The organism is Streptomyces sp. NPDC052299 (assembly GCF_040679335.1).
Taxonomy (GTDB): Bacteria; Actinomycetota; Actinomycetes; order Streptomycetales; family Streptomycetaceae; genus Streptomyces.
The window spans coordinates 1-23,354 of the sequence record NZ_JBFAUP010000019.1; the positions used below are offsets into that span (position 1 = coordinate 1).

The window sequence follows — 23,354 nt, forward strand, 5'->3', positions numbered from 1 at the left end:
CGCGTTGGCTGGGTGGGCAGGGTGTTGGTCCGGAGGGTGTGGTGGCGTTGGTGCTGCCGCGTTCGGTGGACATCGTGGTGGCGCAGTTGGCGGTGCTGAAGGCGGGTGCGGCGTATCTGCCGGTGGACCCGGAGTATCCGCAGGACCGCATCGACTACATGCTCACGGACGCCTCACCCGTGCTCGTGCTGCGTGAACTCCCCTCCCTGGGCGACGAGGTGGATGGTTCGCGGCCTGGGGTGTCGGTGGGTGTGGATGGTGCGGCGTATGTGATTTATACGTCGGGTTCGACGGGTCGTCCCAAGGGTGTGGTGGTTTCGCATCGGGGCGTGGCCGGCTTCGCCGCGGGGTTGGTGGAGCGGTGTGAGGCCGGTTCCGGGAGCCGGGTGTTGCAGTTCGCGTCGCCGAGTTTCGATGCGTCGGTGCTGGAGCTGGTGATGGCGTTCGGGTCGGGTGGTGCGTTGGTGGTTCCGCCGCCGGGCCCGCTGGCCGGGGATGTCCTGGCGAAGGTGCTGGTGGAGCGGGAGGTGTCCCACGCGCTGATCCCGCCGGCCGCGCTGGCGAGTGTCCCTGATGGGGAGTTTCCGCTGTTCAGGTCGTTGATCGTGGGTGGTGACGCGACGTCGGCGGAGTTGGTGGATCGTTGGGCGCCGGGGCGTTTGATGGTGAACGCGTATGGTCCGACGGAGTCGACGGTTGCGGCGTCGATGTCGCATCGTCTGGTGGCGGGTTCGGGTGTCCCTCCGATCGGCGGGCCGGTGCCGGGCACGTGCACGTACGTGCTGGATGATGCGTTGCGTCCGGTGGCGCCGGGTGTGGCGGGTGAGCTGTACGTCTCCGGCACCGGGCTCGCACGCGGCTATCTGGGCCGTCCGGGCCTCACAGCTGAGCGGTTCGTCGCCGACCCCTACGGTCCGGCAGGCTCCCGCATGTATCGCACGGGTGATGTGGTGCGGTGGTCCCGTCAGGGTGAGCTGGAGTATCTGGGCCGTTCGGATGACCAGGTGAAGGTGCGTGGTTTCCGCATCGAGCTCGGCGAGATCGAAACCGTCCTCGCTCGGCACGAGAGCGTGGCCCAGGTCGCCGTCGTCGTCCGCGAAGACCGGCCCGGCATCAAACGCCTGGTCGCGTACGCCGTGCCGCGCACCGGCGAGCTGGACACCGCCGCCGTGCGGGCCCACGTGGCCGCCGTGCTGCCGGACTACATGGTGCCGTCCGCCTTCGTCTCCCTGGACGCCCTGCCGCTGACCGTCAACGGCAAGCTCGACCGTAAAGCGCTGCCCGCTCCGGGCCCCGAAACGCACGACGCCGGGCGCGGACCCCGGTCCGTCCAGGAAGAGGTGCTGTGCGGGCTCTTCGCCGATGTGCTCAAGGTGGACGGGGTGGGCATCGACGACAGCTTCTTCGAGCTGGGCGGCGACAGCATCACCTCCATCCAGCTGGTCAGCCGCATCCGCTCGGTGCTCGGCGTCAAGCTGAGCAACCGGGGCATCTTCGAGACGCCGACCGTGGCGCAGCTGAGCGACAAGCTCGGCACCGGTACGGACAGCGACGGCTTCGAAGTGATGCTGCCGCTGCGCACCGGGGGCGACCGCGCACCGCTCTTCTGCGTGCACGGCGCCGGCGGGCTCAGCTGGCCGTACTCGTCCCTGCTGAAGGCCGTCAGCGCCGAGTATCCGCTGTACGGACTCCAGGCCCGGGGCCTCGACGGCAAGGAGCCGATCGCGACGAGCGTGGAGGAGATGGCGGCCGACTACGTCGGACAGATCCGGCGGATACAGCCCGCCGGGCCCTACCACCTCGTCGGCTGGTCCTTCGGTGCCCTGGTGGCCCACGAGATCGCCACCCTGCTGACCGAGGCGGGGGACAGGGTCGCCCTGCTGGCGAACCTGGACCAGACACCGTACGACGCCTCGTGGGAGGACGACGACTACGCCCTGCCCACGGAGCGGGACGTACTGGAGACCCTGCTCGACTTCGTCGGCTACGACCTGGCGGAGCTGCCCGAAGGGCCCCTGGAACACAAGCGGGTGATGGAGATCATCCGGGGCCGGGACAGCGCGCTCGGAAGCCTGGAGGAGGAGAACATCACCGCCTTCATGAAGGTCGGCATCAACAACCACGAGCTGAGCGCCCGCTACCGGCCCCGGCGCTTCGACGGCGAGCTGCTGCTGTTCGTCTCCACGGTCGGGACCGACGACCCCGCCGGGAAGACGGCCGACTCGGTCGCCGCGTGGCGCCCGCACGTTTCGGGCGACATCGCCACCCACCCGGTGCACGCGCACCACGGACACCTGCTCCAGCCGGAACCCGCGGCGGAGATCGGCCGCGTCCTCCTGGAACGGCTGGCCGCCCCGCACGCGGTTGCCGGTGCCTGAACACCCCACTTACCGCTGTCCACGACAGCAGAACAGAAGGAGCGACCGTCATGGAAACGGCGATATCCGCAGAGGGTCTACGGAAGCGCTACGGCGACCACCAGGCGCTGAGCGGCATCGACCTGGAGGTCCCGGCGGGGACCATCCTCGGGGTCCTCGGGCCCAACGGCGCGGGCAAGACCACCACCGTACGCATCCTCACCACGCTCCTCGAACCCGATGAGGGGCGTGCCACCGTGGCCGGCTACGACCTGGCCACCCAGGCCCGCGAGGTGCGCGGCCACATCGGTCTGGCCGGGCAGTACGCGGCGGTGGACGAGCGGCTGACCGGGCGGGAGAACCTTCAGCTGATCGGGGTGCTCCTGCACCTCGGGCGGCGCGGCGCGAAGGCCAGGGCGCACGAGCTGCTCGACCGCTTCGCGCTGCTGGACGCCGCCGACCGGCCGGCGAAGACGTACTCCGGCGGGATGCGCCGCCGCCTCGACCTCGCGGCGAGCCTGGTCGGCCGCCCGCCCGTGCTCTTCCTCGACGAACCGACGACCGGCCTCGACCTCACCAGCCGGATGACGCTCTGGCAGATGATCCGCGACCAGGTGGCCGAGGGCGTCACCGTGCTGCTGACCACGCAGTACCTGGAGGAGGCCGACCAGCTGGCCGACCGCATCGCGGTCATCGACCGGGGCACGGTGATCGCCGAGGGCACCCCCGACCAGCTCAAGCGCAAGGTGGGCGGTGAACGCCTTGAGGTGTCGGTGGCTTCCGTCGCCGATCTGGCGGCCGTCGCCCGCGCGCTGGCGGAGATCTCGCCCGGGGAACCGGTGACCGACCGCGAAGCCCGCACCGTCTCCGTGCCGCTGACCGGCGGTGTCGCCACGATCGCCGGGGCCGCGAGCGGCCTGCAACGGCTCGGCATCGAGCCCGAGGACTTCGCCGTGCGCAGGTCCTCGCTCGACGACGTGTTCCTCGCCCTGACCGGCGGACAGGGCGGCGCCGGGGCCGGGCCGGAACCGGCCCCCGCCACCGCATCGACCACGACCAAGGAGAAGCAGCCGGCATGACCGAGGCCATCAGCGATTCGTTCGCACTCGTGGGCCGCCAGATGCGGCACATCCGCCGGATGCCGGAACAGCTGATCGGCATCACCGTGATGCCGGTGGCGTTCGTCATCGTCTTCGGCTACCTCTTCGGCAGCGCCATGCAGGTGCCCGGGGACGGCGGCTACAAGGAATACATCATGGCCGGCATCTTCGCGCAGGTGATGCTCGCCAACATCACCACGACCGCCGTCGGCGTGGTCGGTGACCTCGACAACGGGCTCGTGGACCGGTTCCGCGCCCTGCCCATCTCCCGGTCCTCCGTGCTGGTGGGACGGACCGTGGCGGACGGCATGCTCGTCGCCTGGACCTGCGCCGTGATGGCCCTGGTCGGGTACCTCATCGGCTGGCGCGCCCACAACGGTGTGCTCAAGACGCTGGCCGGCTTCGGGCTGCTCCTGCTGATGGGGTTCGCCATGTCGTGGCTGGGCGCCCTGCTCGGGCTCGTGCTGCGCAACGCGGAGACGGTGAGCGCGGTGTCCGGCGTCATCATGATGCCGCTCGCGTTCCTGTCCAACGCGTTCGTGCCGCTCGACGGGCTCCCGGGCTGGATGCGGGCCGTCGCCGAGTGGAACCCGGTCAGCGCGGTCGTCTCCGCGAGCCGGGACCTGTTCGGCAACGAACGCGGGCCGGCGAGCGGGGCGTTCCCCTCGGAGCACCCCGTCCCGGCGGCGCTGGGCGTCCTCGTCCTGCTGATCGTCGTGGTCGTGCCGCTCGCGGGACGCGCGTACCAGAAGGCGGCCGCCCAGCGCTGACGGCCGGGTCCCGGTCGTCAGCGCCGCGGGCTGATCATCATGAACAGCACCCGCAGCACCAGGACACAGCTGATGAGCAGGAGGTTGTAGCCGAACAGCTCGAAGAGTCCCAGTCCCTCGCTGATCCGGGGACCGCCGCCGGTACGCAGCAGCTGCACGCCGACCAGGCCTATCACTCCGCCCAGGAACGCCAGCAGTACGTCGTGCACCAGCGAACGCAGGAACCTGCGGTCCTCCGGGTCCTGGAACATCCTCACGCCGACCGTGAGCTGCCCGCCCTCGATGGCGCTGCCGATCCGCTCGATCCGCCGCGGCAGCCGGCGCAGCATCGGCACCATGGAGAGCAGTTCCTCGGTCACCGAGCGCCCCAGCGTCTCGGGCCGCAGCTTCTGCAGGTGCTGCGTGACGGCGAAGGAACGGGCCTGGCTGACGATGTCGAAGCCGGGGACCAGCCGCTCCAGGGAGCCTTCCATGGTGGCCAGGGCCCGGAACACGGCCGCTATCTCCGGCGGCACCGTGATCCCGTGCCGGGCCACGATCGTGAAGAGGTCGGCGAACATCTCCCGGTCCGGTTTGATCCCGGGTGCGAAGTGCCGGGCCAGGAAGCGGCCGAGGGCCCGCTCCAGCCTGCGTTCGTCGACCAGTTCGGGGCGGTCCACCAGCTCCAGCAGCGCGTCGGAGAGGCCCGCGGGATCGCCTCGGTGCAGGGCGAGCAGCATGCCGCGCAGGGTGGAGCGCAGCGACCGGTCGATGCGTCCGACCGCGCCGAAGTCGAGCATCCCCAGGTGCCCGTCCGGGAGCAGCAGGAGATTGCCGGGATGCGGATCGGCGTGGAAGACCCCGCTGGTCATGATCTGCCCGAGCAGACACTCCAGCATCGCCTGGGCCAGTGCCTCCCGGCCCGGGCCGCCGTCGTCGAGCACGTCCCCGACGCTGTGCAGCGGGACGCCCTCCATCCACTCGGTGACCAGGACCCGCCGGCTGGTGAGGTCGAGGTGGACCTCGGGGACCTTGATCACGGAGTCACCCGTCGACTGTTCGATGGCGGCCGCCACCGACAGGGTGTTGCGGGCCTCGACACGGAAGTCCAGCTCCTCGTGCAACGAGGTCGCGAACCCCTCGGCGAGCGCTTCGGCGCCCACGCTGCGGCCCCATTCGGTGTGGTGCTCCAGCTTCGAGGCGAACCGGTAGAGGATGTCCAGGTCGTCCGCGACGATCGCCCCTGCCGTCGCCCGCTGCACCTTGACGGCGACCTGCTCCCCGCTGTGCAGCCGGGCGCGGTGCACCTGGGCGATCGAACCGGCCGCGACCGGCTCGGGATCGAACTCGGCGAACACCTCGGCGGCCGGTGCGCCCAGTTCCTCGCGGAGCACCTGGGCCGTGGACTCCCACGGTTCGGGGGTCGCCCGGTCCTGCAAGGCGCTGAGTTCGTCGATGAACTCCTGCGGCAGCAGGTCGTAGCGCGTGGACATGACCTGGCCGAGCTTCACGAACGTCACCCCGGCCTCCTCCAGGGCGAGACGCAGGGACGGTGCGAGGACGGCCCGTTCGGCGGGCGCGCGGCGGGAACCGCCGGTGAGGAAGCGCCCCAGCCCGTGCCGTACGAAGATCCGGCTCAGCCGCGCGTACCTGCGGGTCCGGGCGAACCGGCGGCGCACCGCCTTCGGGAAACCCACCAGACCGCGCACGGTGCCCGACGGGATCAGCACCTCGGTCGCGGCCAGGAAGACCATGGCCACCAGCAGCGAGACCCCGATCTCCAGGGTGAGCAGGGCCAGCGGCTGCACATCGCGCAGCGGTAACCCCACGAGGGTGCCGGCGGTCAGGCCCACGGCCGCGGTGAGCGCGGCGCGCCCCTTGCCGATCTCGATGCCCAGCAGCCGCCGGGCGCCGGAGGCGAGTCCGGTGAGCAACACCGTCAGGGAGAGCGCGGCCAGCAGGACGAGCACCGCCGTGTTCATCGCTGACGCCTTCGCCGCAGGTAGTACGAGACGGTGACCACACCCAGCAGCGGGCCCCAGAGCAGCAGCGGCGCGTAGCACCAGCCCATCAGGGCCCGGTGGGTGGCGTCGAGGCTGCCGCTGTCGACCTCGTCCCACACCAGGTACTGGCTGATCGTCACCACTGTCAGGATCACCGCTCCGAGGGCGGCGGGCGCGACGGCCGCCCAGGTACGGACGGGCCGGCCCCCGATGAACGGCAGCCAACGCGGGGCGACCAGACCCCAGTTGCTGACCAGGCCGAGCGTGAGCAGGGCCGCCAGCTCCTGGAACAGCGTGATGAGGGGCAGGACGAGATATCCGCTGCCGGGCAGACCGTAGTCGTCGCGCAGGACCGCGTCGCTGTAGCCGACCGGCACCCCGACGGTCATGGCCAGGCGCCACAGTGAGGACGGCAGGGCGATCAGCGGGACGGCGTGGGCCGTCCAGCGGATCAACCGGGACGGAGGCGGAGTGGACAGCACCGCCATGGGGCGGGGCTCGTCGGTGACTTCAGTGGTCATGGGCGTCAGACTGCCAATCTTCTTGTATGCGGCACAACGAGGCAAAGCCCGGCACCCCCTACCGTCCTGATGGACGGTGCGGGGGTGCCGGGAGGCCGGAGTGTTGGAGGGTCAAGTCGTGGATCCTGCGACGGCGTCCACGGGTTCGTGGGGCTCCGGGGGCGCCGTTCCGTCCGGTCGGGCGCCTCCGCCGCCGGAGTTCCGGCCGCCCGGCCACCAGGCCCTGCGGCCCAGCAGCGTCGTCACGGCGGGCACCAGCAGCAGGGCCATGACGAAGGCGGTCAGCAGGATGCCGAACGCCACGGCGAAGCCCATCTGCTGCAGCATGCTGTTCTCGGCCAGCAGGAGCACCCCGAAGGTCCCGGCGAGGATGAACGCCGCCGCCCCGACCGTGGAGGCGGTACGCGTGACAGCCTCGCGCACGGCCTCCGCCGGACTCCGGCCGCGCCCGGTCTCCTCGCGCAGCCGCGCCACCATGAGGATGTTGTAGTCGGTGCCGATGGCGACGACGAAGAGGTACACGATCACCGGCAGCGTGAACAGCAGGCCCTGCTCACCCCTGAGGTCCTGGAACAGCCACACCGTGGAGCCCAGCGTCGCGCCGAAGCCGAGGCCCACCGCGAGCATCAGGTACCAGGGCGCCACGACGCTGCGCAGCAGCAGCCCGAGGATGACCATGATCGCGATCCCGGCGACCGGGAAGACCACCGAGTAGTCGCGGTTCGTGGCGTGCTGGATGTCGGCGAGGACCGCCGAGGTGCCGCCGACGAGGGCCCTGCTGCCGTCCGGGGCGGCCCGGTGCGCGGTGTCGCGCAGCGGGCCCGAGGCCAGTTCGATCGCACGGTCGCTCGCGGGCTTCACCTTGAGCACCACACCGAACTGGGCGACGTCGCCCTTCGGGCCGACCACGGCGGGGGAGACCTCCCCGAACCCGGCCGCCGCCAGATTCCGCCGGTACGTGTCCAGGTCGGCCCGGCGCAGTCGGCTGCCGTCCTCCGATTCGAGGAGCACCCAGCTGGGATCGGTCTGCCCGGCGGCGAAACCGCGCTGCATGTCCTGGCCGGCCCGCACGGACTCCAGGTCCTTGGGGAGCGAACTCTCGCTGTCGAAAGCCGGGTTGAAGCTGAACACGCCGACGGCCAGGGCCGCCAGAAGTCCGCCCGAGAGCGCGGCGACGAGACCGGGACGCCGTGCCGTGACCGCACCTGCGCGGGCGGCGAAACGGTGCCGGGGCCGGGTGCGCCAGGGCTTCGACGGCCAGAACGCCTTGCGGCCGAGCAGCGAGAAGACCGCGGGGACCAGGGTCAGCGCCGCGGCCAGCGTGACCGCCACCGAGATCGCCAGGGCGGGGCCCATGGCGCGCAGCATCCCGAGGCTGGACAGCAGGAGGGCGAGGAAGGCGACGATCACCGCGCCGGCCGCCGAGGCGATCGTCTCGCCGACCCGGCCGACGGCCTCGCTCATCGCGGGCTTCGGGTCGTGGCCCTCCCGCAGCAGCTCCCGGTACCGGAACAGCAGGAAGAGGATGTAGTCGGTGCCGACGCCGAACAGGACGACGATCAGGATCGCGGTGATCGAGCTGTCGGCCTGAAGCCCGCCGACCTCCACGGCGGTGGAGATCAGCCCGGTCGCGACCACGAAGGTGAGCCCGATGATGAGGACGGGGAGGACGGCGATCAGCGGGCTGCGGAAGATGATCAGCAGCAGCACGATGATCAGGAGCAGGGTCGCCTGCATGATCATGGCGTCCGTGTCACCGGCCGACTCCTGCGAGTCCAGCGCGGTGGCCGCGGGGCCGGTGGTGCCCGCCGTCAGCTCCGTCCCGGTCAGCAGCTTCTTCAGAGCGGTCCGGATGTCCTTCACGGACTCGGTCACGTCGGCGTCGTACGGGTCGTCGACCGTGGCGATGATCCCGGCGAGGGCTATCCGGCCGTTGGGCGATACCGAACCGGCGTCCGTCTTCACCGACTTGACCTTGTCGAACCCCCTGTCCTGGAGCCCCGACACCACCTCGCGCAGGTCGGCCCGGTCGGCGGCGGTCAGCTTGCCCTCGTCGGACCGCTGGAACACCACCACCGCGGCCGGTGTCTCCTGCTGCGGGAACACCTTCTCCTGCAGACGGCTGACCTGCACGGATTCGTACGAGGAGGGCAGGAAGTCCGCCTGGTCGCTGGTGGCCTTCAGCTGCGGGGCGGCGAAGCCCAGCGCCACCGCGACGACGATCCAGGCGAGGATGGTGAGCCAGGGGCGGCGAACGGCCAGCCGCCCGATCCCTCCGAACATGGGACTCCTTCTGCGGATTTCTGGTGGGGGAGAGTCTTCTGCGCGAGTGTAGGGAGACCGCACCCGTAAATCCCGGGGGATGTCAGGTTGCTGCCACACCTTCCGCGGCCCACGTACCCGGGCCGGTTCTCAGGAGCAGCCGCGCCGCAGATTCCAGCCGACGAAGGTGTGCTTCAGATCCACCTCGAAACGGCAGGACGCCGTGCCGTCCGCATTCAGGTCCACAAAGGAACGGTGCTCGTTCGCGTACCAGTCCCCGGTGGCATCGAAAATTCCCTTGTACGAGAACGCGGCCCGGGCCTCGTTGTGCGAAGCTGCGCAGTCGCTGACGCAATCGGCGGTCTTTCCCGACGACTCCAGCGACCAGCCCGCGTCCCAGGGCTCCCGGTTCCATTCCTGCCGTGCCGTGGTCGACGCGGTGACGACGCGGTGGCCGTCGGCCTCCCAGGACGAGGTGGTGTAGAGCCCGGTCATCCGGATGTTGCAGCAGTCGTACATCTCGGACCAGCTCTCCAGCTGCCGGACCCCGGCCGCCGGGGCCACCGTCCGGTCCGCCGCGTCCGTGCCGGCGGCGGCCACCAGCCGGGCGGGGCCCAGGTGAGGTGCGCAGTCGGTACCTATGGTGACCCGCTGCTCCACGGCCATGCCGGGCGGCGGTGCGGGCAGGGAACCCGAGAGCCGCACCGAGGCGCACTCCTGACCGGTCCCGTCCGCCGGCTGTCCCGCGTCCCCGGCGGCAGCCGTCGCCGGCACCGCCGACAGGGACAGCAGCCCGGCCGCCGCCACCGCGGTCATGATGAATCGAATACGCAATTCCTCGCCCTTTCCCGGCAATCCCAGTGATGTGCACGAGAGCGTAACGGGGCCTTTCGGGGTGCGGGACGACGCCCGGAGATCTGGCAGGAAGCTGACAATTCCCTTCCGTTCGGGGTGTCGCGCACCTCGTGTCACCTTCATGTCATTTCCCTTGCCGGGGCGTGGTGGCGGGGACACGGTGGGGGAGATATTCGCCGAATGCCACCGTCACCGCCGGTGCGACCGAGGGGTTTCCTCGTGAGTGCAAAACTGATGTACGAGGCTCCGATATCCGTGCCGTTTCCTTCGTCCGGAATTCTCGGGCGACTCGGTCTGGGCGAACCGGAGTTCGAGTCCGAGATGAATGAGGCGCTGGCCGCCGCCGAGAAAGAGCTCCAGGACTGCGTCCACGACGCCCCCGACCCACGGATCGCCGCACTCACCGGCCATCTGGCGGCAGCGGGCGGAAAGCGTCTCCGCCCGCTGCTGGTTCTGCTCGGTGCCGAGTTCGGCGACCCCTGGCGGGACGGCGTCGGGCGGGCCGCCGTCATCGCGGAACTGGTCCACCTCTCCTCGCTCCACCACGACGACGTCATGGACGGGGCCGCCACCCGGCACGGAGTGGCGAGCGCCAACGCACGCTGGGGCGACCGGACCGCGGTCCTCGGCGGCGACTGGCTCCTCGCCCGCGCCGCCCGCCTCGCCGCGGACCTCGTCCCCGGAGCGATCGCACTCAACGCCCGGACGGCGGCCCGGCTCGTGTCGGGACAGCTCGGCGAACTCACCGGGCCCGCCGACAACGAGGACCCCGTGGCGCACTACTTCCGGGTGGCCGAGGGCAAGACGGCCGCGCTGCTGGCCATGTGCCTGGGGCTCGGCGCCCTCCAGTCCGGCGCGCCCGCCCCGCACGTGGCGGCGCTCATCGAGTACGGGGAACAGCTCGGCATCGCCTTCCAGATCGCCGACGACCTGCTCGACCTGGCCTCCCCGGCCGCCCTGACCGGAAAGCCGCAGGGCATGGACCTGCTGGCCGGTGTGGACAGCCTGCCCGTTCTGCTGGCGCGGGCGGGCGACGACGCGGCCGACGCCGAGCTGCGCGCGCTGCTCTCCGGCGGCTTCCCGGTCCGCCCCGCCGATCACCACCGCGCCCTCGAGCTGTTCCGCCGCTCACCGGCGACGGCGGAGGCCGAGGCGCTGCTGCGCGGGCGGCTGGCCCGTGCCCGCTCCTGCCTCGCCGGGCTGCCGCCACTTCCCGCACGCACCGCACTCGCCGCCCTCTGCGACTACGTCGCCCGCCGGACCGCCTGAACCGGACCGCGAAAAGGGGCTGACACCCGAAGGAGTTGGTCATGTCGATGCACGAGCGGATCGGCGAGCTGACGCGCATCCGTCAGGAGGCCGTCGAGGGCGCACCCTCGGCCACGGAGGCGCAGCACGCCAAGGGCAAGCTGACGGCGCGTGAGCGGATCGAGCTCCTTTTCGATCCGGGTTCGTTCCATGAGGTGGAGCAGTTGCGGCGGCACCGGGCGACGGGTTTCGGTCTGGAGGCGAAGCGGCCGTACACCGATGGTGTGGTCACGGGCTGGGGGACGGTCGAGGGCCGGACGGTCTTCGTGTACGCGCATGACTTCCGGATCTTCGGCGGGGCGCTGGGCGAGGCCCACGCGACGAAGATCCACAAGATCATGGACATGGCCATTTCGGCGGGTGCGCCGTTGGTGTCGTTGAACGACGGCGCGGGTGCCCGTATCCAGGAGGGCGTCTCGGCGCTCGCGGGGTACGGGGGGATCTTCCAGCGGAACACGCGCGCCTCGGGTGTGATTCCGCAGATCAGCGTCATGCTCGGTCCCTGCGCCGGTGGTGCGGCGTACAGTCCCGCGCTGACGGACTTCGTGTTCATGGTGCGTGAGACCTCGCAGATGTTCATCACGGGTCCGGACGTCGTGAAGGCGGTCACCGGCGAGGAGATCACGCAGAACGGGCTGGGCGGCGCGGACGTCCACGCCGAGACGTCGGGCGTCGCGCACTTCGCGTACGACGACGAGGAGACCTGCATCGCCGAGGTCCGCTACCTGCTGTCCCTGCTACCGCGGAACAACCGCGAGAACCCGCCCGCCGCGGCGAACGACGACCCCGCCGACCGGCGGTGCGAGGCCCTGCGCGACCTGGTCCCGCTGGACGGCAGCCGCCCGTACGACATGCGGCGGGTCGTGGAGGAACTGGTCGACGGCGGCGAGTACATGGAGGTCCACGAACGCTGGGCCACCAGCGTCCTCACCGCACTCGCGCGCCTCGACGGCCGGGTCGTGGGTCTGGTCGCCAGCCAGCCGCAGGCGCTCGCCGGCGTGCTCGACATCCACTCCTCCGAGAAGGCCGCCCGCTTCGTCCAGCTCTGCGACGCCTTCAACATCCCGCTCGTCACCCTGGTCGACGTGCCCGGCTTCCTGCCCGGCGTCGACCAGGAGCACGGCGGCATCATCCGGCACGGCGCGAAACTGCTCTACGCGTACTGCAACGCCACCGTGCCCCGCATCCAGGTCATCCTGCGCAAGGCGTACGGCGGCGCCTACATCGTCATGGACTCCCGGTCCATCGGCGCCGACCTCTCGCTGGCCTGGCCGGGCAACGAGATCGCCGTCATGGGGGCCGAGGGCGCCGCCAACGTCGTCTTCCGGCGACGCATCCAGGCGGCGAGCGATCCGGGCGCAATGCGCCGGCAGCTGGTCAAGGAGTACAAGGCGGAGCTGATGCACCCCTACTACGCGGCCGAGCGCGGGCTCGTCGACGACGTCATCGACCCCGCCGACACGCGCGCGGCCCTCGTCGCCGCGCTCGCCATGCTCGGCTCGAAGCACGCCGCGATGCCCGCCCGAAAACACGGCAACCCCCCTGTCTAGGAGGCCCCATGTCAGCACCGCCGCTTCAAGGACCCCTCGGTACGGCCCTGTTCAAGGTGATCAGGGGCGCCCCGTCCCCGGAGGAGCTGGCGGCCGTCGCGGCCCTGCTCACCGCCCTGACCGCAGCCGGCCGCGACGAGCCCGGTCCGGTGCGCGAGGCCGCGCCGGCCGCCGTCTGGGACCGGCCCGACACCTTTCCGCCCGCCTCCTGGATGGCCAGGACCTGAGGTGACGACCGGCGCCCCGGGCCCGCGGCCTGGCAGTTTGCTGCCGCTGTCGTTGCCGGGCCCGGCGGCGCCCTGGTAATCAGTCCCAAAGCGGCGAACCCGGTCGTACCGGAACGGCCGAGGTCGAAATCAGGAGGCGGTTCGTGCTTCAGGTGGTGTTCCGAATCCTGGGGCCGCTGGACATCAGCGCCGACGGGCGGCCCGTGGTCCTGCAGGGCGCCCGGCAGCGCACGATCATGTCGATGCTGCTCCTCGCACCCAACCGCGTGGTCTCGGTCGACACCCTCGCCGACGCCGTCTGGCAGGGCCGCCCGCCCGCCACCGCGCGCAACCAGATCGCCATCTGCGTCTCCGCCCTGCGCAAGACCATCAAGAACGCGGTCGGGGTCGAGGACATCCTGGTCACCAGCCACCCCGGCTACATGCTGTTCGCCGGTGAACACCGCATCGACGCCGTCGAGTTCGAGGAGAGCGCCGCCAAGGGGCGGGAGGCCGCCCGCCGGGGCCGGTCCGAGGAGGCCTGCGCCCACTTCGAGGAGGCGCTCGCCATGTGGCGCGGCCCCGCGCTCGAAGGCATCTCCGGTGAACGCGTCGAGTCCGAGGCCGCCCAGCTGACCGAGATGCGCCTCGACGTGTACGAGGAGTACGCCGGACTCCGCCTCGCGCTCGGCCAGCACCGCGACATGACCGGCGAACTGAGCACGTTCGTCCGCGAACACCCGCTCCGCGAACAGGCCAAGGGCCACCTCATGCTGGCCCAGTACCGCTCGGGCCGCCGCGCCGAGGCCCTGGAGACCTACCGCGACGCCCAGCGGCTGCTCGCCGACGAACTCGGCATCGACCCGGGCCCCGCCCTCCAGGAACTGCACGAGGAGATCCTGGCCGACTCCCCGCGACTCGGCCTGCCCGCGGAATCCGTCACCCTCGTCCCCCAGACGACCGTCCCCGCCCACCTGCCGCCCAGCGCCGCGTCGTTCACCGGACGCCACGCCGAACTCGCCTCGCTGGACCGGCTCCTGGAGCACCTCGACGGGGGCGCGCTCCCCGTCGGGTCCATCACGGGCACCGGCGGCGTCGGCAAGACCGCCCTCGCCGTGCACTGGGCCCACCAGGTCGCCGCGCGCTTCCCCGACGGGCAGCTCTTCGCGGACATGCGCGGCTACGACGGGGCCGAGGCGCCCCGCAGACCGGCCGCGGTGCTCGACAGGTTCCTGCGCGCCCTGGGCGTGCCCGGACCGCAGATCCCCGCCGACCAGAACGAGCGCACCGCCCTCTTCCGCAGCGTGCTGGGCGGCCGCCGGGTCCTGGTCGTCCTCGACAACGCCCGCTCCTTCCAGCAGATCCGTCCCCTGCTGCCCGGCACCGGACGCTGCTGCGTCCTGGTCACCAGCCGGGACACCATGGGCCGGGCGCTCGCCGGTGACTACGCCTTCGTACCGCTGCACCTCGGCGCCCTCGAACAGGACGAGTCCATCACCCTCCTGTCCCGGGTCGCCGGTGACGACCGCTTCGGTGTCGACCCGGTGGGCGCCGCCCGGCTCAGCGCGCTCTGCGACCGCCTCCCGCTCGCCCTGCGGATCGCGGCCGCACGGCTCGCCGCCAAGCCCCACTGGTCGGTGCGGACCCTGGTGGCCCGGCTGGAGGACCAGCACCGCAGGCTCGACGAACTCAGCCTGGACGAGCGCGGGGTCCGGGCCGGGCTCAGGCTCAGCTACCGGGACCTGCCCGCCGACGCGGCCCGGATGTTCCGGCGGCTCGGGGTCCTCAACGTCTCGGACTTCTCCGCCTGGGCCGGAGCCGCGCTCCTCGACATCGACCCCGTCGACGCCGAGGACCTGATCGAGCTGCTGGTCGACGCCCAGCTCCTGGAACCGCTCAGCGCCACCACCGGCCACGTCCGCTACCGCTTCCAGGACCTGCTGAGGCTGTTCGCCCGCGAGTGCGCGCGGGAGGAGGACACCGAGGAGGAACTGCGCGCGGCCGGCCGGCGCGCCTGGGGGGCCTGGCTCGCACTGGCGGGCGAGGCGCACCGGCGGGTCTACGGCGGCGACTACACCGTCATCCACGGGCCCGCGCCGCTCCACCGGCTCCCCGGCCATCTGGTGGACAGCCTGCTGGAGGACCCGATGGAGTGGTTCGAGACCGAACGCTCGTCGATCACCGGTCTCGTCGAACAGGCCGCCCGCGAGGACGAGTCCGCCTATGCCTGGGACCTGGCCATGACGAGCGTGACGCTGTTCCAGAACCGCGACTACCTGGAGGACTGGCGGGACTGCGGCGAACGGGCCCTGGAGGCCGCGACCCGGACCGGGGACACCCTCGGCCGGGCGGCGATGCTGCACTCCCTCGGAACCCTGGAGATCGTCGGGTGGGACCACGATTCGGCCCACCGGCGACTCAGCCTGGCCCTGCGGCTGTTCGAGCAGCAGGGCCAGGATCAGGGACGCGCCCTGGTCCTGCGGAACCTGGCGCTGTGCGAACGCCATCGCGGTGACATGGACCGGGCAAGAGAGATGGCCCACCGCTCGCTGGAGATCTTCCGCGCGGTCGGTGACCACTACGCCGAGGCCCATGTGCTGGGCCTGTTGGCGCAGATCGAGCTGGAACGGGGCGACCCCCAGGCGAGTCTGCGCCTGTCCTCCGAGGCGGTCGCCCGGAGCCGGGGGCTGGGCACCGTACGGGGAGAGGCGCAGAACACCGTCCGGCTGGCCGAGGCCCTGCTCCACCGGGGTGAGGGGGAGCGGGCCGAGGAGGCCAGCCGGCGGGCGCTGGAGCTGGTCCGGGGCAGCGGTGACCGCCGTGGTGAGGCGCACACGCTGCGCACCCTGGGTGAGGCACTGTGGTGCCGGGGCAGGACGGAGGAGGCGGAGGCGGTCCTGCGGGACGCGCTGCTGACCTCGGGCAAGGTGCCCGACCGCTTCCTGGAGGCGCGGGCCGCGATCGTCCTCGGCTGTGTGCAGGTCCTGCACACCGACCGGGCCGGGGCGGCCGGGAGTCTCAAGACGGCGCACGACCTCTTCGCGGAGGTCGGCGCGCCGGGCTGGCAGGACAGGTCCGCCCGGCTGCTGGCGGCGCTCGGCGACGGCGAGACCTGGGACTCCGACCGCCTGTTCGCGCTCGTACGGCCCTGAGCACCGCCCGGCTCACGTCCACGGGTCGTCCGCCGTCGTCGCCGGGGCGACCGTCCACGGGTCGTCCGGCTTCGCGGCGCGGACGACGGTCCACGGATCGTCGGCCGGCTTCGACGGGGCGACGGTCCAGGGATCGTCGGCCACCGCCCGCACGGCGGCGTCCGTACCGGACCGGAGCGCGGCCGGACCCATGACGCCGACGGAGCCCGCCGTGCCGGCCACCGCGAGGAGGAGCACGGCTCCCGCCGCGACACGGCCCGCCGGAACGGTCCTGGCCGAGAGAGGGGAGAGCTTCATGATGACCTCCTGTGACAGCTGCGACGGGCGTTTCGGGCTGTTGTCCCGGTGTGTGCCATGAACGTTACGGAGAACCCTTTTTGAGGCTCTTTCATCTCGGTTTCGGAACCGCGAAATAGAGGCGATGGCGCAGAAAAACACCAGGTCAATAGCGTTTTCCCCACGTGGCCCGGCGACCGGAACGGGCCTGCTGAACGGGGGAACCGCATGGAACTCAAGATCCTGGGGCCCGTCTCGGCCGAGCTCGACGGCCGCGCCGTCGCACTGGACGGCGGCAAGCAGCGCACCGCGCTCGCGGCCCTGCTCCTCGCCCGTGGCAAGGTCGTCTCCGACGAGCGGCTGACCCTCCTGCTGTGGGGCTGGGACCCGCCCGCCACCAGCCGGAACCAGCTCTACACCTACATGTCGCGACTGCGTACGCGCCTGGGCGCCGGCCTCGGCCTGGAACGGCACGGACCCGGATACCGCATGGACATCCGCGACGCCCGCTTCGACTGGGACGTCTTCCGCGCACTCGCCGACTCGGGCCGGGACGCCCTGCACGCGGGCCGTCACGCCGAGGCGGAGCGCCTGCTGCACGACGCCCTCGCGCTGTGGCGCGGTCCCGCGCTCACCGACGTCACCGCACACCTCGCCGAGGCCGAGGTCCCGCGCATGGAGGAGGCCCGCCTCTCCGCGCTGGAGAACCACGCCGAGGCGGCCCTCGCGCTCGGCCGGCACACCGACATGGTCCCGGCACTCACCCGGCAGGTCACGCTCCACCCGGTACGCGAACGGCTGCGCGGGCAGCTGATGACCGCCCTGTTCCGCTGCGGCCGGCAGGCGGACGCGCTCACGGTGTACGAGAAGGGCCGCCGGGCCCTGGCCGAGGACCTCGGCATCGACCCGGGCCCGGAACTGCGCGCGCTCCACCAGGAAATCCTCACCGGCGCACAGCCGCCCACCCGCGCACCGGAGCGGGACCGCGCGACGCCGGCCCCGACACCCGGACAACACCCCGGGCCCCGGCACACCGCACCCGTCCCCGCGCCGCCCGGGGCCGAGGCCCCCGGGGGCGGCTGGCAGGGCCTCGTCCCCGCGATGCTGCCCGCCGCACCCGGCGACTTCACCGGCCGCGCCGCAGAAACGCGCGACGTGCTCGCCGCCCTGCGCGGCCACCAGGACGTCGTGGTCACCGGCGCACCCGGCACCGGCAAGTCGGCCCTCGCCCTGTGGGCCGCCGAACGCTGCAGGGCCGACTTCCCCGGCGGCCAGCTCTACGCGGACCTGCGCACCGCCGAGGGCGGGGCCCGCGCACCCGGCGAAGTCCTCGGCTGGTTTCTGCGGGCCCTCGGCACCGCGCCGGTCCGGCTGCCCGCGACCCAGGAGGAACGCGTCCAGCTCTACCGCACCCTGCTCGCCCGGAGCCGCCCGGTGCTGATCGTCCTCGACAACGCCACCGACGACGCCCAGGTCCGCCCCCTGCTGCCGGGCAGCGGCGGAAGCCGCACACTCGTCAGCGGGGTGCGCTCCCCCCTGGCCTCGCTGGAGGGCACCCGGCTGGTCGGCCTCGGACCCATGGAACCCGCCGAGGCCGGTGCCCTGCTGGCCGCCGTCGCCGGGCCCGAGCGATTCGCCGGGGCCCCCGGGGCGGCGGCGCGGATCGCGGAACTCTGCGACCGGCTCCCGCTCGCCCTCCGCATCGCCGCGGCCCGGCTCGCCGCCCACCCGCACTGGCCCGCGGCCCGGCTGGCCGAGCGGCTGGCCCCGGAGGACCGCCGGCTGGGGGAGCTGCGGATCGGCACCCTCGACGTACGGGCCGGGCTGCGCACCGCCCTGTCCCAGCTGGACCGGGCCACCAGGCCCGCCTTCGCCGTGCTGGCACGGGCCGGCCTGTCCGCGCTGACGGCCGGTGACGCCGCGGCGCTGCTGGGCACGGGCCCGGAGGAGGCCGAGGAACTGCTCGAACGGCTGGCGGACGCCCGGCTGCTGGAGGCCTGGAGCGTCGACGGCGCCGCCCGGCTGAGCTACCGCTTCATGCCGCTGGTGGGGCTGTTCGCCAGGGAGCAGTGCGCCGATCCCGTCCTCGCCCCCGCCCCGGCGTGAGGCGGCCGATCCCTTCTTCCCGCCCGCCCGTTCCCTCCCCGGTCCGGTGGGCCGGCCGGACTCCGGCCGGCCCACCGGACCGTCCGGCGTCAGCCGCAGCCGCCCGCATGGCCCTCGTCCAAGCCGTAGGCGGCTATGTAGCCGGTGGCGGCGGTGCCCGGGGCCGCCAGACCGGTCAGGGCGTCCACGTACTCCGCCAGCAAGGCGGTCCAGGGCGCCCCGGCGTCCCGCAGCAGAATCTCCTGCGCCGTCGCTTCCCGTCGCTCGATCTCCGCCAGGAATTCCAGCGGATGCTGAACCATCGTGGGGCCGGGCTGCTTGTCGTACATCATTCCTCCTGTATGGGTCCGGGCCCCGATCAGGTCCCGCACCAACAGGTTCGGCCGAGGGGATATAAGAATTCCCCGGAGGATCTGTACGCGTCCGTGCAGACCGGTACAGGTCTCCATGGATTCGCGAGGGAAGCGGTACAGAAAGGGCGGGGAGAGTGGGCGCCATGGAAAGTCTCATCAGGAGGATCGTGGTCGTGGGCGGCACGGCAGCCGGCTGGACCGCCGCCGCCAGACTCGCGTCCGTGTTCGGTGGCACAGTCTCCGTCACGGTGCTGGAGCCGCCCTCGCGTCCGGCCGGAGCCCCGGGAACGGGCCAGGTCAGCGCCGTGCCCCCGGAGTTGCAACGCGAACTCTTCGACCGGCTCGGGGTCCCGGAGGAGGAATGGATGCGGGCGTGCCGGGCGTCCTTCGCGACCGGCGTCCGTTACGCGGACTGGCGCGCCGGAATGGCCGGCGCATCCGCCCCGGAGAGCGCGGGACGCTTTCGCGCGGACCACTTCTACCGCACCTGTACGCCCCTTTCCTCGTGCGAGGAATTCACGCTTCTCGAATGCTGGCAGAACCGGCGCGGCAGCGGTGAGACCATCGAGGCATTCGATTACGCGTGTTTCCGCGAACCGCCTTTGCTGGACGCCGGCAAGTCGCCGCGATGGATGGACGGACGCGCGGCGGTTCCGTACGGCTGGCACATCGACACCACGATGTTCACGCGCTATCTGCGGGACCTGGCGATGCGGCGATTCGGGGTACGCGAGGTCCGTGACACGCCCGTCCGCGCCGAGCGCGATGCCGACGGCACACCGACGCTGCTGCACACGACGACGGAGTCCGGCCCCGTCCCCGGCGACCTCTTCCTGGACTGCACCGAGGACGAGCGGCTGCTGATGACCGGGATGCTGGGGGAACCGTTCGTCGAGACGGACGAGAGCCCGGGGTGCGACAGCGCCGTCTTGGTCACCGTCCCGATGGACGAGGAGACGCACGCGATCGAGCCCTTCACCACGGTCACCGCCCTGCCCGACGGATGGGCGTGGAAGATGCCGCTGCTGGGCGGGTTCGGGGCCGGCCGGGTCTACGCCCATGACCTGACCGGGCCCGACGAGGCGCTGAAGGCGCTGCGCGCGCTGCACGGCCCCCTCCCCCGGAACGGGACGGTCCGGCACAGCCGGTACCGCACCGGGCACCTGCGCCGGTCCTGGGTCGGGAACTGCGTCGCCGTGGGCCGCGCCGCCCATGTCCTGGAGCCCCTGGCGGACGGCGGTCTCGGCGAGGTCCTGCGCCAAGTGGGGCTCCTGATACGGGACTTCCCCGCACTCCGGGACCGGGAGGCGCCCGCGGCCCGCTACCACCGAGCGGTCCGCCGGGACCACGAGGAGGCCCGCGACCTGGCCGCGCTGCGCTACGCCGTGGCGCCCGGACTCGACACCCCGTTCTGGGCGGACCGGCGCACGCGTCCGCTGCCCGACGCCCCGCGGGAGTCGCTGGCCGCCTATCGGGCCGGCCTCTCCCCGGGGCCGGACCCCCAGGAGGTGGCGCACCACGTCCTGCTGGCCTCACTGCTCACGGACCCGCCCTCGCCCAGGCCCGCCCTGGCCCACCGCCCGGCGGCCCGGCAGGAGGCGGACGCCCTGTTCCTGCGGGTCGCGCGCCAGCAGCGCATTCTGCTGGAGACGCTGCCCACGGCCCAGGAGTACGTGCGCCGCCTCCACATCCGACCGTCGTCGCTCACGCCGGGTCCGGGTGCCACCCCGGACCCGGCGCTCCCTCCGGTTACGGCGTGACCGTCACCGTCGCGCTCCCCGACGCGGTCTTCCCGCTCGACCGGTACGTCGCCGTCAGCTTCGCGTCACCGGAGGCGCCGGCCGGGATGGTGACCGGGACCTTCACATTGGCGCCCTCGCCCGGCCGGGTCGCCGGGAACGCCACCGGCTTCGTCGTCCAGCCGGCGGGCACGGTCAGCTCGACCGTGCCCGCGTCGCGCCGGACGTCCATCCGGTTGACGACCCGTACGGTGATCTCCGCGGTCGTCCCCGCCTTCAGGGTGGCCGGCGGGGTGATGGTGATGTCCGCGCAGGTGCCGCCGAGCCACTTCAGGTCGAACGAGGAGTACGTGATGTGCTCGTAGTTCCCCCGCTCGTAGAGCAGGCCGAGCCGCCCGCCGGGGAGCCGGGTCAGCGTCGAGTAGGCGGCGGCTCCCGGGTCCACCACCTTCTTGATCGGCCAGGTCTTCCCGTTGTCGCAGGACATCTTGACCGTGAGGTTCTTGCGCGAGGTCGCGTCGGTGTTGCTGAACAGCAGCCAGGAGGACTGCGGGTCCGAGGCCGGCGCGTCGGGGGCGTACCGCATGACCGAGCCGTTGTTCGCCGGGTCGGGCAGCTCGGTGTCCTGGACGAACGGCGTGTACGTGACCCCGCCGTCCGAGGAGTACGCGATCGTACGGTACGGCGCCGAGCGGTTGTTGAGCATGACCGTGCCGTCGTTCAGCTCGACGGTCTTGTTCTCGTCGCCCCCGGGGCCCACCGGGGTGCCCATGTGCCAGGTCTCCCCGTGGTCGTCGCTGTACGCGCTGACCGCGTAGTTGGCCCCGTTGTTCCGGATGGCGTACTGCTGGATCAGCCGGCCCCGGTGCGGGCCGTTGCGCAGCTGGATGCCCTCGCCCGACGAGGCGAACATCCCGCCCCAGGCCGGGTTCTTGATCTGCTTGGTGATCCGGCGGTGGGTCCAGGTGAGCCCGTCGTCGTCGGAGTAGCTGTAGTCGGCCTGGAGGACGTTCGGATCGGATTCGTCGTTCCCGGTGGCCGAGCCGAAGAAGCCCTGGTTCTCCCCGGCCGCGTAGAACAGGAAGATCCGCCCGGTGATCCGGTCGACCAGCAGGCTCGGATCGCCGTACCCCTGGGGCGCGGCGTCCTTGCGGACCACCTGCTGCGCCTGCCAGGTCGTCCCGCCGTCGGTGCTCCGCCGCAGCACGATCCCGATGTTGGACGGCAGGTCGGCCAGGGTCGGCCGGGCGTCGTACGCGGCGAGCAGGGTGCCCTTGTTCGAGGTGGTCAGGGCCGGGATGCGGTAGTGGGGGGAGCCGACGCCGTCGACGGTCAGGTCCTGGGACGTGAGCGTGCCGGGGGCGGGCGACGCGGCCTGCGCGGTGCCGGTCGTGGTGACGACCAGCAGGGCGGCGCCGAGCAGGGCGACAGGGACGGTTCGCTGCATGGACGATCTCTCTTCTCGGAAGGGGTGGTGCTTCTGGAAGGGGGTACGCAGGCGATGGCCGGACTACGGAATCCGCAGGGAGCAGACCTGGCTGTTCGCCTCGAAGATCCGCAGGTCCTTGATCATCTTCAGGGCGATGCGGTGATGGCCCCGCTCATTGGGGTGGAGCCCGTCGCTGAGCAGGGACAGGGGGACCTGGCCGCCGTCGCCGGTCAGCCAGTCGTCGTAGTGGTCCACGAAGACCGCGTTCTGCTGGGCCGCCACCTCGCCCATGACCCGCGCGTACTGGGAGAGCTGCACCCGCCCGGGCCACTTCGCCGGATCGACCGGGTTGGGAGCCTGGAGGACCGGGACGGGCGAGCCGGGCAGGGCGCGCACCGACCGCACGAGCGAGACCAGGTTGGCCCGGTAGGCGTCGAGCCCGAGACCGGCCGTCGCGATGTCGTTGGTGCCGATCATGACCGAGACGACGTGCGGCGAGAACGCGGTGACCCGCTGGGCGAACTGCGCGACGAGCTCCGCGCTGGTCGCGCCGCTCACCCCGGAGTCGATGACGAAGTCCCGGTTCTTCGGCTTGCCCAGCTCCCAGCGCACCCGCTCGGTCCAGTGCTCCGGGTAGCTGCGCCAGCCATGGGTGTGCAGCGCGCCGTGCGTGATGCTGTCACCCGTGATGACCCAGGTGGCCGGGGTGTCGCCGTTGAGGACGGCGGAGAGCCGGCCCAGGTCCGCGAGGTCGGGGCGCGGGCACTGTGCGACGAGTTCGCTCTCGCCGAGCACCCGGCCCCACACCGCGGCGCGCTCGATGGTGCCGGTGCAGAACCACTCGCCGCCCGGGTGGTCGCTGTCCGTGTTCCGGCCGAGCGACAGCGAGGTGAGCCCGGAGACGCTGCCGAAGAAGGGGTGCGCGCCGGTTGCGAGGACCGTACGGCCGCCGGCGTGCAGGCGGGTGCCCGAGGCGTCGACGGTCACGGCCACGGTGTGGCTCCGCCCGTCGTCGTAGCGTGTCCGGGTCATGACATTCACGAGGACGGTGCCCTTCTCCCGCACGGAGAACTGAAGGGCGCCCCCGCTCAGGTTGAGCGTGATGTTGGACGAAGGGGCGGCCGGGTCCGACGCGCTGATCAGCGTCATCGCCTGGTTGTGGCTCGTGGTGCGGAAGGTGACGACGACGGTTCCCGCGGTGAGCGGGGCGAGCGCGCCGACCTGGGTCGACAGATCGACGTACTCGCTGCCGTCCAGGTCCACCGGGGTGCTGTGGTCCAGGAGGGGGCCGCTGCCCGGGGCGGCGGCGGAGGCGCGGTCGCCGAGCTGGGTGCTCAGCGCTGTCGCGCCCGCGGCGAAAAGCATGGATCGTCTGCGCACGGAAGGTG

The 23,354-nt window shown here is 71.9% G+C and carries 17 protein-coding genes; 9 read left to right on the top strand and 8 right to left on the bottom strand.

All coding sequences use genetic code 11. The features are described from left to right. The 3 genes from AB0L33_RS27585 to AB0L33_RS27595 all read left to right on the top strand — a co-directional run. Positions 1 to 2,378 (top strand): amino acid adenylation domain-containing protein (locus AB0L33_RS27585; RefSeq protein ID WP_365685715.1); only part of this gene is annotated, 2,378 nt, incomplete at its 5' end. Between the two features lie 50 nt (positions 2,379 to 2,428). Continuing rightward, on the top strand, positions 2,429 to 3,436 hold the full coding sequence (locus AB0L33_RS27590) for an ATP-binding cassette domain-containing protein (RefSeq protein ID WP_365685716.1): 1,008 nt from the start codon (positions 2,429 to 2,431) through the stop codon (positions 3,434 to 3,436). Continuing rightward, the gene (locus tag AB0L33_RS27595; protein WP_361036236.1) at positions 3,433 to 4,227 is read left to right on the top strand and encodes an ABC transporter permease; all 795 of its coding nucleotides are present in this window, start codon (positions 3,433 to 3,435) and stop codon (positions 4,225 to 4,227) included. The genes AB0L33_RS27590 and AB0L33_RS27595 overlap by 4 nt, the downstream gene beginning before the upstream one ends. A 17-nt stretch (positions 4,228 to 4,244) precedes the next feature. Here AB0L33_RS27595 and AB0L33_RS27600 read toward each other — a convergent pair whose 3' ends face one another. From AB0L33_RS27600 to AB0L33_RS27615, 4 genes are all read right to left on the bottom strand, one after another. Continuing rightward, positions 4,245 to 6,188, bottom strand: coding sequence for an AarF/UbiB family protein (locus AB0L33_RS27600; protein ID WP_365685717.1), 1,944 nt, complete (start codon positions 6,186 to 6,188; stop codon positions 4,245 to 4,247). Then, positions 6,185 to 6,730 (bottom strand): hypothetical protein, encoded by a 546-nt coding sequence (locus AB0L33_RS27605; protein ID WP_365685719.1) that lies wholly within the window; start codon positions 6,728 to 6,730, stop codon positions 6,185 to 6,187. Before AB0L33_RS27605 ends, AB0L33_RS27600 begins: the two co-directional genes overlap by 4 nt. Positions 6,731 to 6,841: 111 nt before the next feature. Continuing rightward, positions 6,842 to 9,013, bottom strand: a complete 2,172-nt coding sequence (locus tag AB0L33_RS27610) for an MMPL family transporter (protein WP_365685720.1) — start codon at positions 9,011 to 9,013, stop codon at positions 6,842 to 6,844. Between the two features lie 129 nt (positions 9,014 to 9,142). Beyond that, a complete protein-coding gene (locus AB0L33_RS27615; RefSeq protein ID WP_365685721.1) occupies positions 9,143 to 9,826 on the bottom strand; it encodes a hypothetical protein in 684 nt (227 codons plus the stop codon). 240 nt (positions 9,827 to 10,066) lie between these two features. Between AB0L33_RS27615 and AB0L33_RS27620 the strand changes: the two genes are divergently transcribed. The 4 genes from AB0L33_RS27620 to AB0L33_RS27635 all read left to right on the top strand — a co-directional run bounded on the left by AB0L33_RS27620 (position 10,067) and on the right by AB0L33_RS27635 (position 16,063). Continuing rightward, positions 10,067 to 11,116: a polyprenyl synthetase family protein gene (locus tag AB0L33_RS27620; RefSeq protein ID WP_365685722.1), complete on the top strand. Its 1,050-nt coding sequence runs from the start codon at positions 10,067 to 10,069 to the stop codon at positions 11,114 to 11,116. Between the two features lie 41 nt (positions 11,117 to 11,157). Beyond that, positions 11,158 to 12,705: an acyl-CoA carboxylase subunit beta gene (locus AB0L33_RS27625; RefSeq protein ID WP_365685723.1), complete on the top strand. Its 1,548-nt coding sequence runs from the start codon at positions 11,158 to 11,160 to the stop codon at positions 12,703 to 12,705. A gap of 8 nt (positions 12,706 to 12,713) precedes the next feature. After that, a complete protein-coding gene (locus AB0L33_RS27630; protein WP_365685724.1) occupies positions 12,714 to 12,932 on the top strand; it encodes an acyl-CoA carboxylase epsilon subunit in 219 nt (72 codons plus the stop codon). Positions 12,933 to 13,075: 143 nt separating this feature from the next. Then, complete coding sequence (locus tag AB0L33_RS27635) at positions 13,076 to 16,063, top strand: BTAD domain-containing putative transcriptional regulator (RefSeq protein WP_365685725.1); 2,988 nt, start codon at positions 13,076 to 13,078, stop codon at positions 16,061 to 16,063. 12 nt (positions 16,064 to 16,075) lie between these two features. On the opposite strand, the gene AB0L33_RS27640 is transcribed toward AB0L33_RS27635, so the two are convergent. Then, positions 16,076 to 16,360 carry a hypothetical protein gene (locus AB0L33_RS27640; RefSeq protein WP_365685726.1) on the bottom strand — a complete coding sequence of 95 codons (285 nt, stop codon included), beginning with the start codon at positions 16,358 to 16,360 and terminating at the stop codon, positions 16,076 to 16,078. Between the two features lie 207 nt (positions 16,361 to 16,567). Here AB0L33_RS27640 and AB0L33_RS27645 point away from each other — a divergent pair, with 207 nt between their 5' ends. After that, entirely contained in the window at positions 16,568 to 18,445 is a 1,878-nt protein-coding gene (locus AB0L33_RS27645; protein ID WP_365685728.1) for a BTAD domain-containing putative transcriptional regulator, read from the top strand. Between the two features lie 89 nt (positions 18,446 to 18,534). Here AB0L33_RS27645 and AB0L33_RS27650 read toward each other — a convergent pair whose 3' ends face one another. Then, on the bottom strand, positions 18,535 to 18,774 hold the full coding sequence (locus AB0L33_RS27650; protein ID WP_365685730.1) for a DUF6269 family protein: 240 nt from the start codon (positions 18,772 to 18,774) through the stop codon (positions 18,535 to 18,537). 167 nt (positions 18,775 to 18,941) lie between these two features. On the opposite strand from AB0L33_RS27650, the gene AB0L33_RS27655 reads away from it, so the two are divergent. Next, positions 18,942 to 20,558 (top strand): tryptophan 7-halogenase, encoded by a 1,617-nt coding sequence (locus AB0L33_RS27655; RefSeq protein WP_365685732.1) that lies wholly within the window; start codon positions 18,942 to 18,944, stop codon positions 20,556 to 20,558. Here the strand turns inward: AB0L33_RS27655 and AB0L33_RS27660 are convergent. Continuing rightward, the gene (locus AB0L33_RS27660; RefSeq protein WP_365685734.1) at positions 20,548 to 21,984 is read right to left on the bottom strand and encodes an exo-alpha-sialidase; all 1,437 of its coding nucleotides are present in this window, start codon (positions 21,982 to 21,984) and stop codon (positions 20,548 to 20,550) included. The genes AB0L33_RS27655 and AB0L33_RS27660 overlap by 11 nt on opposite strands. Before the next feature lie 63 nt (positions 21,985 to 22,047). Then, entirely contained in the window at positions 22,048 to 23,331 is a 1,284-nt protein-coding gene (locus tag AB0L33_RS27665) for a GDSL-type esterase/lipase family protein (RefSeq protein WP_365685736.1), read from the bottom strand. Between the last annotated feature and the right edge of the window lie 23 nt (positions 23,332 to 23,354).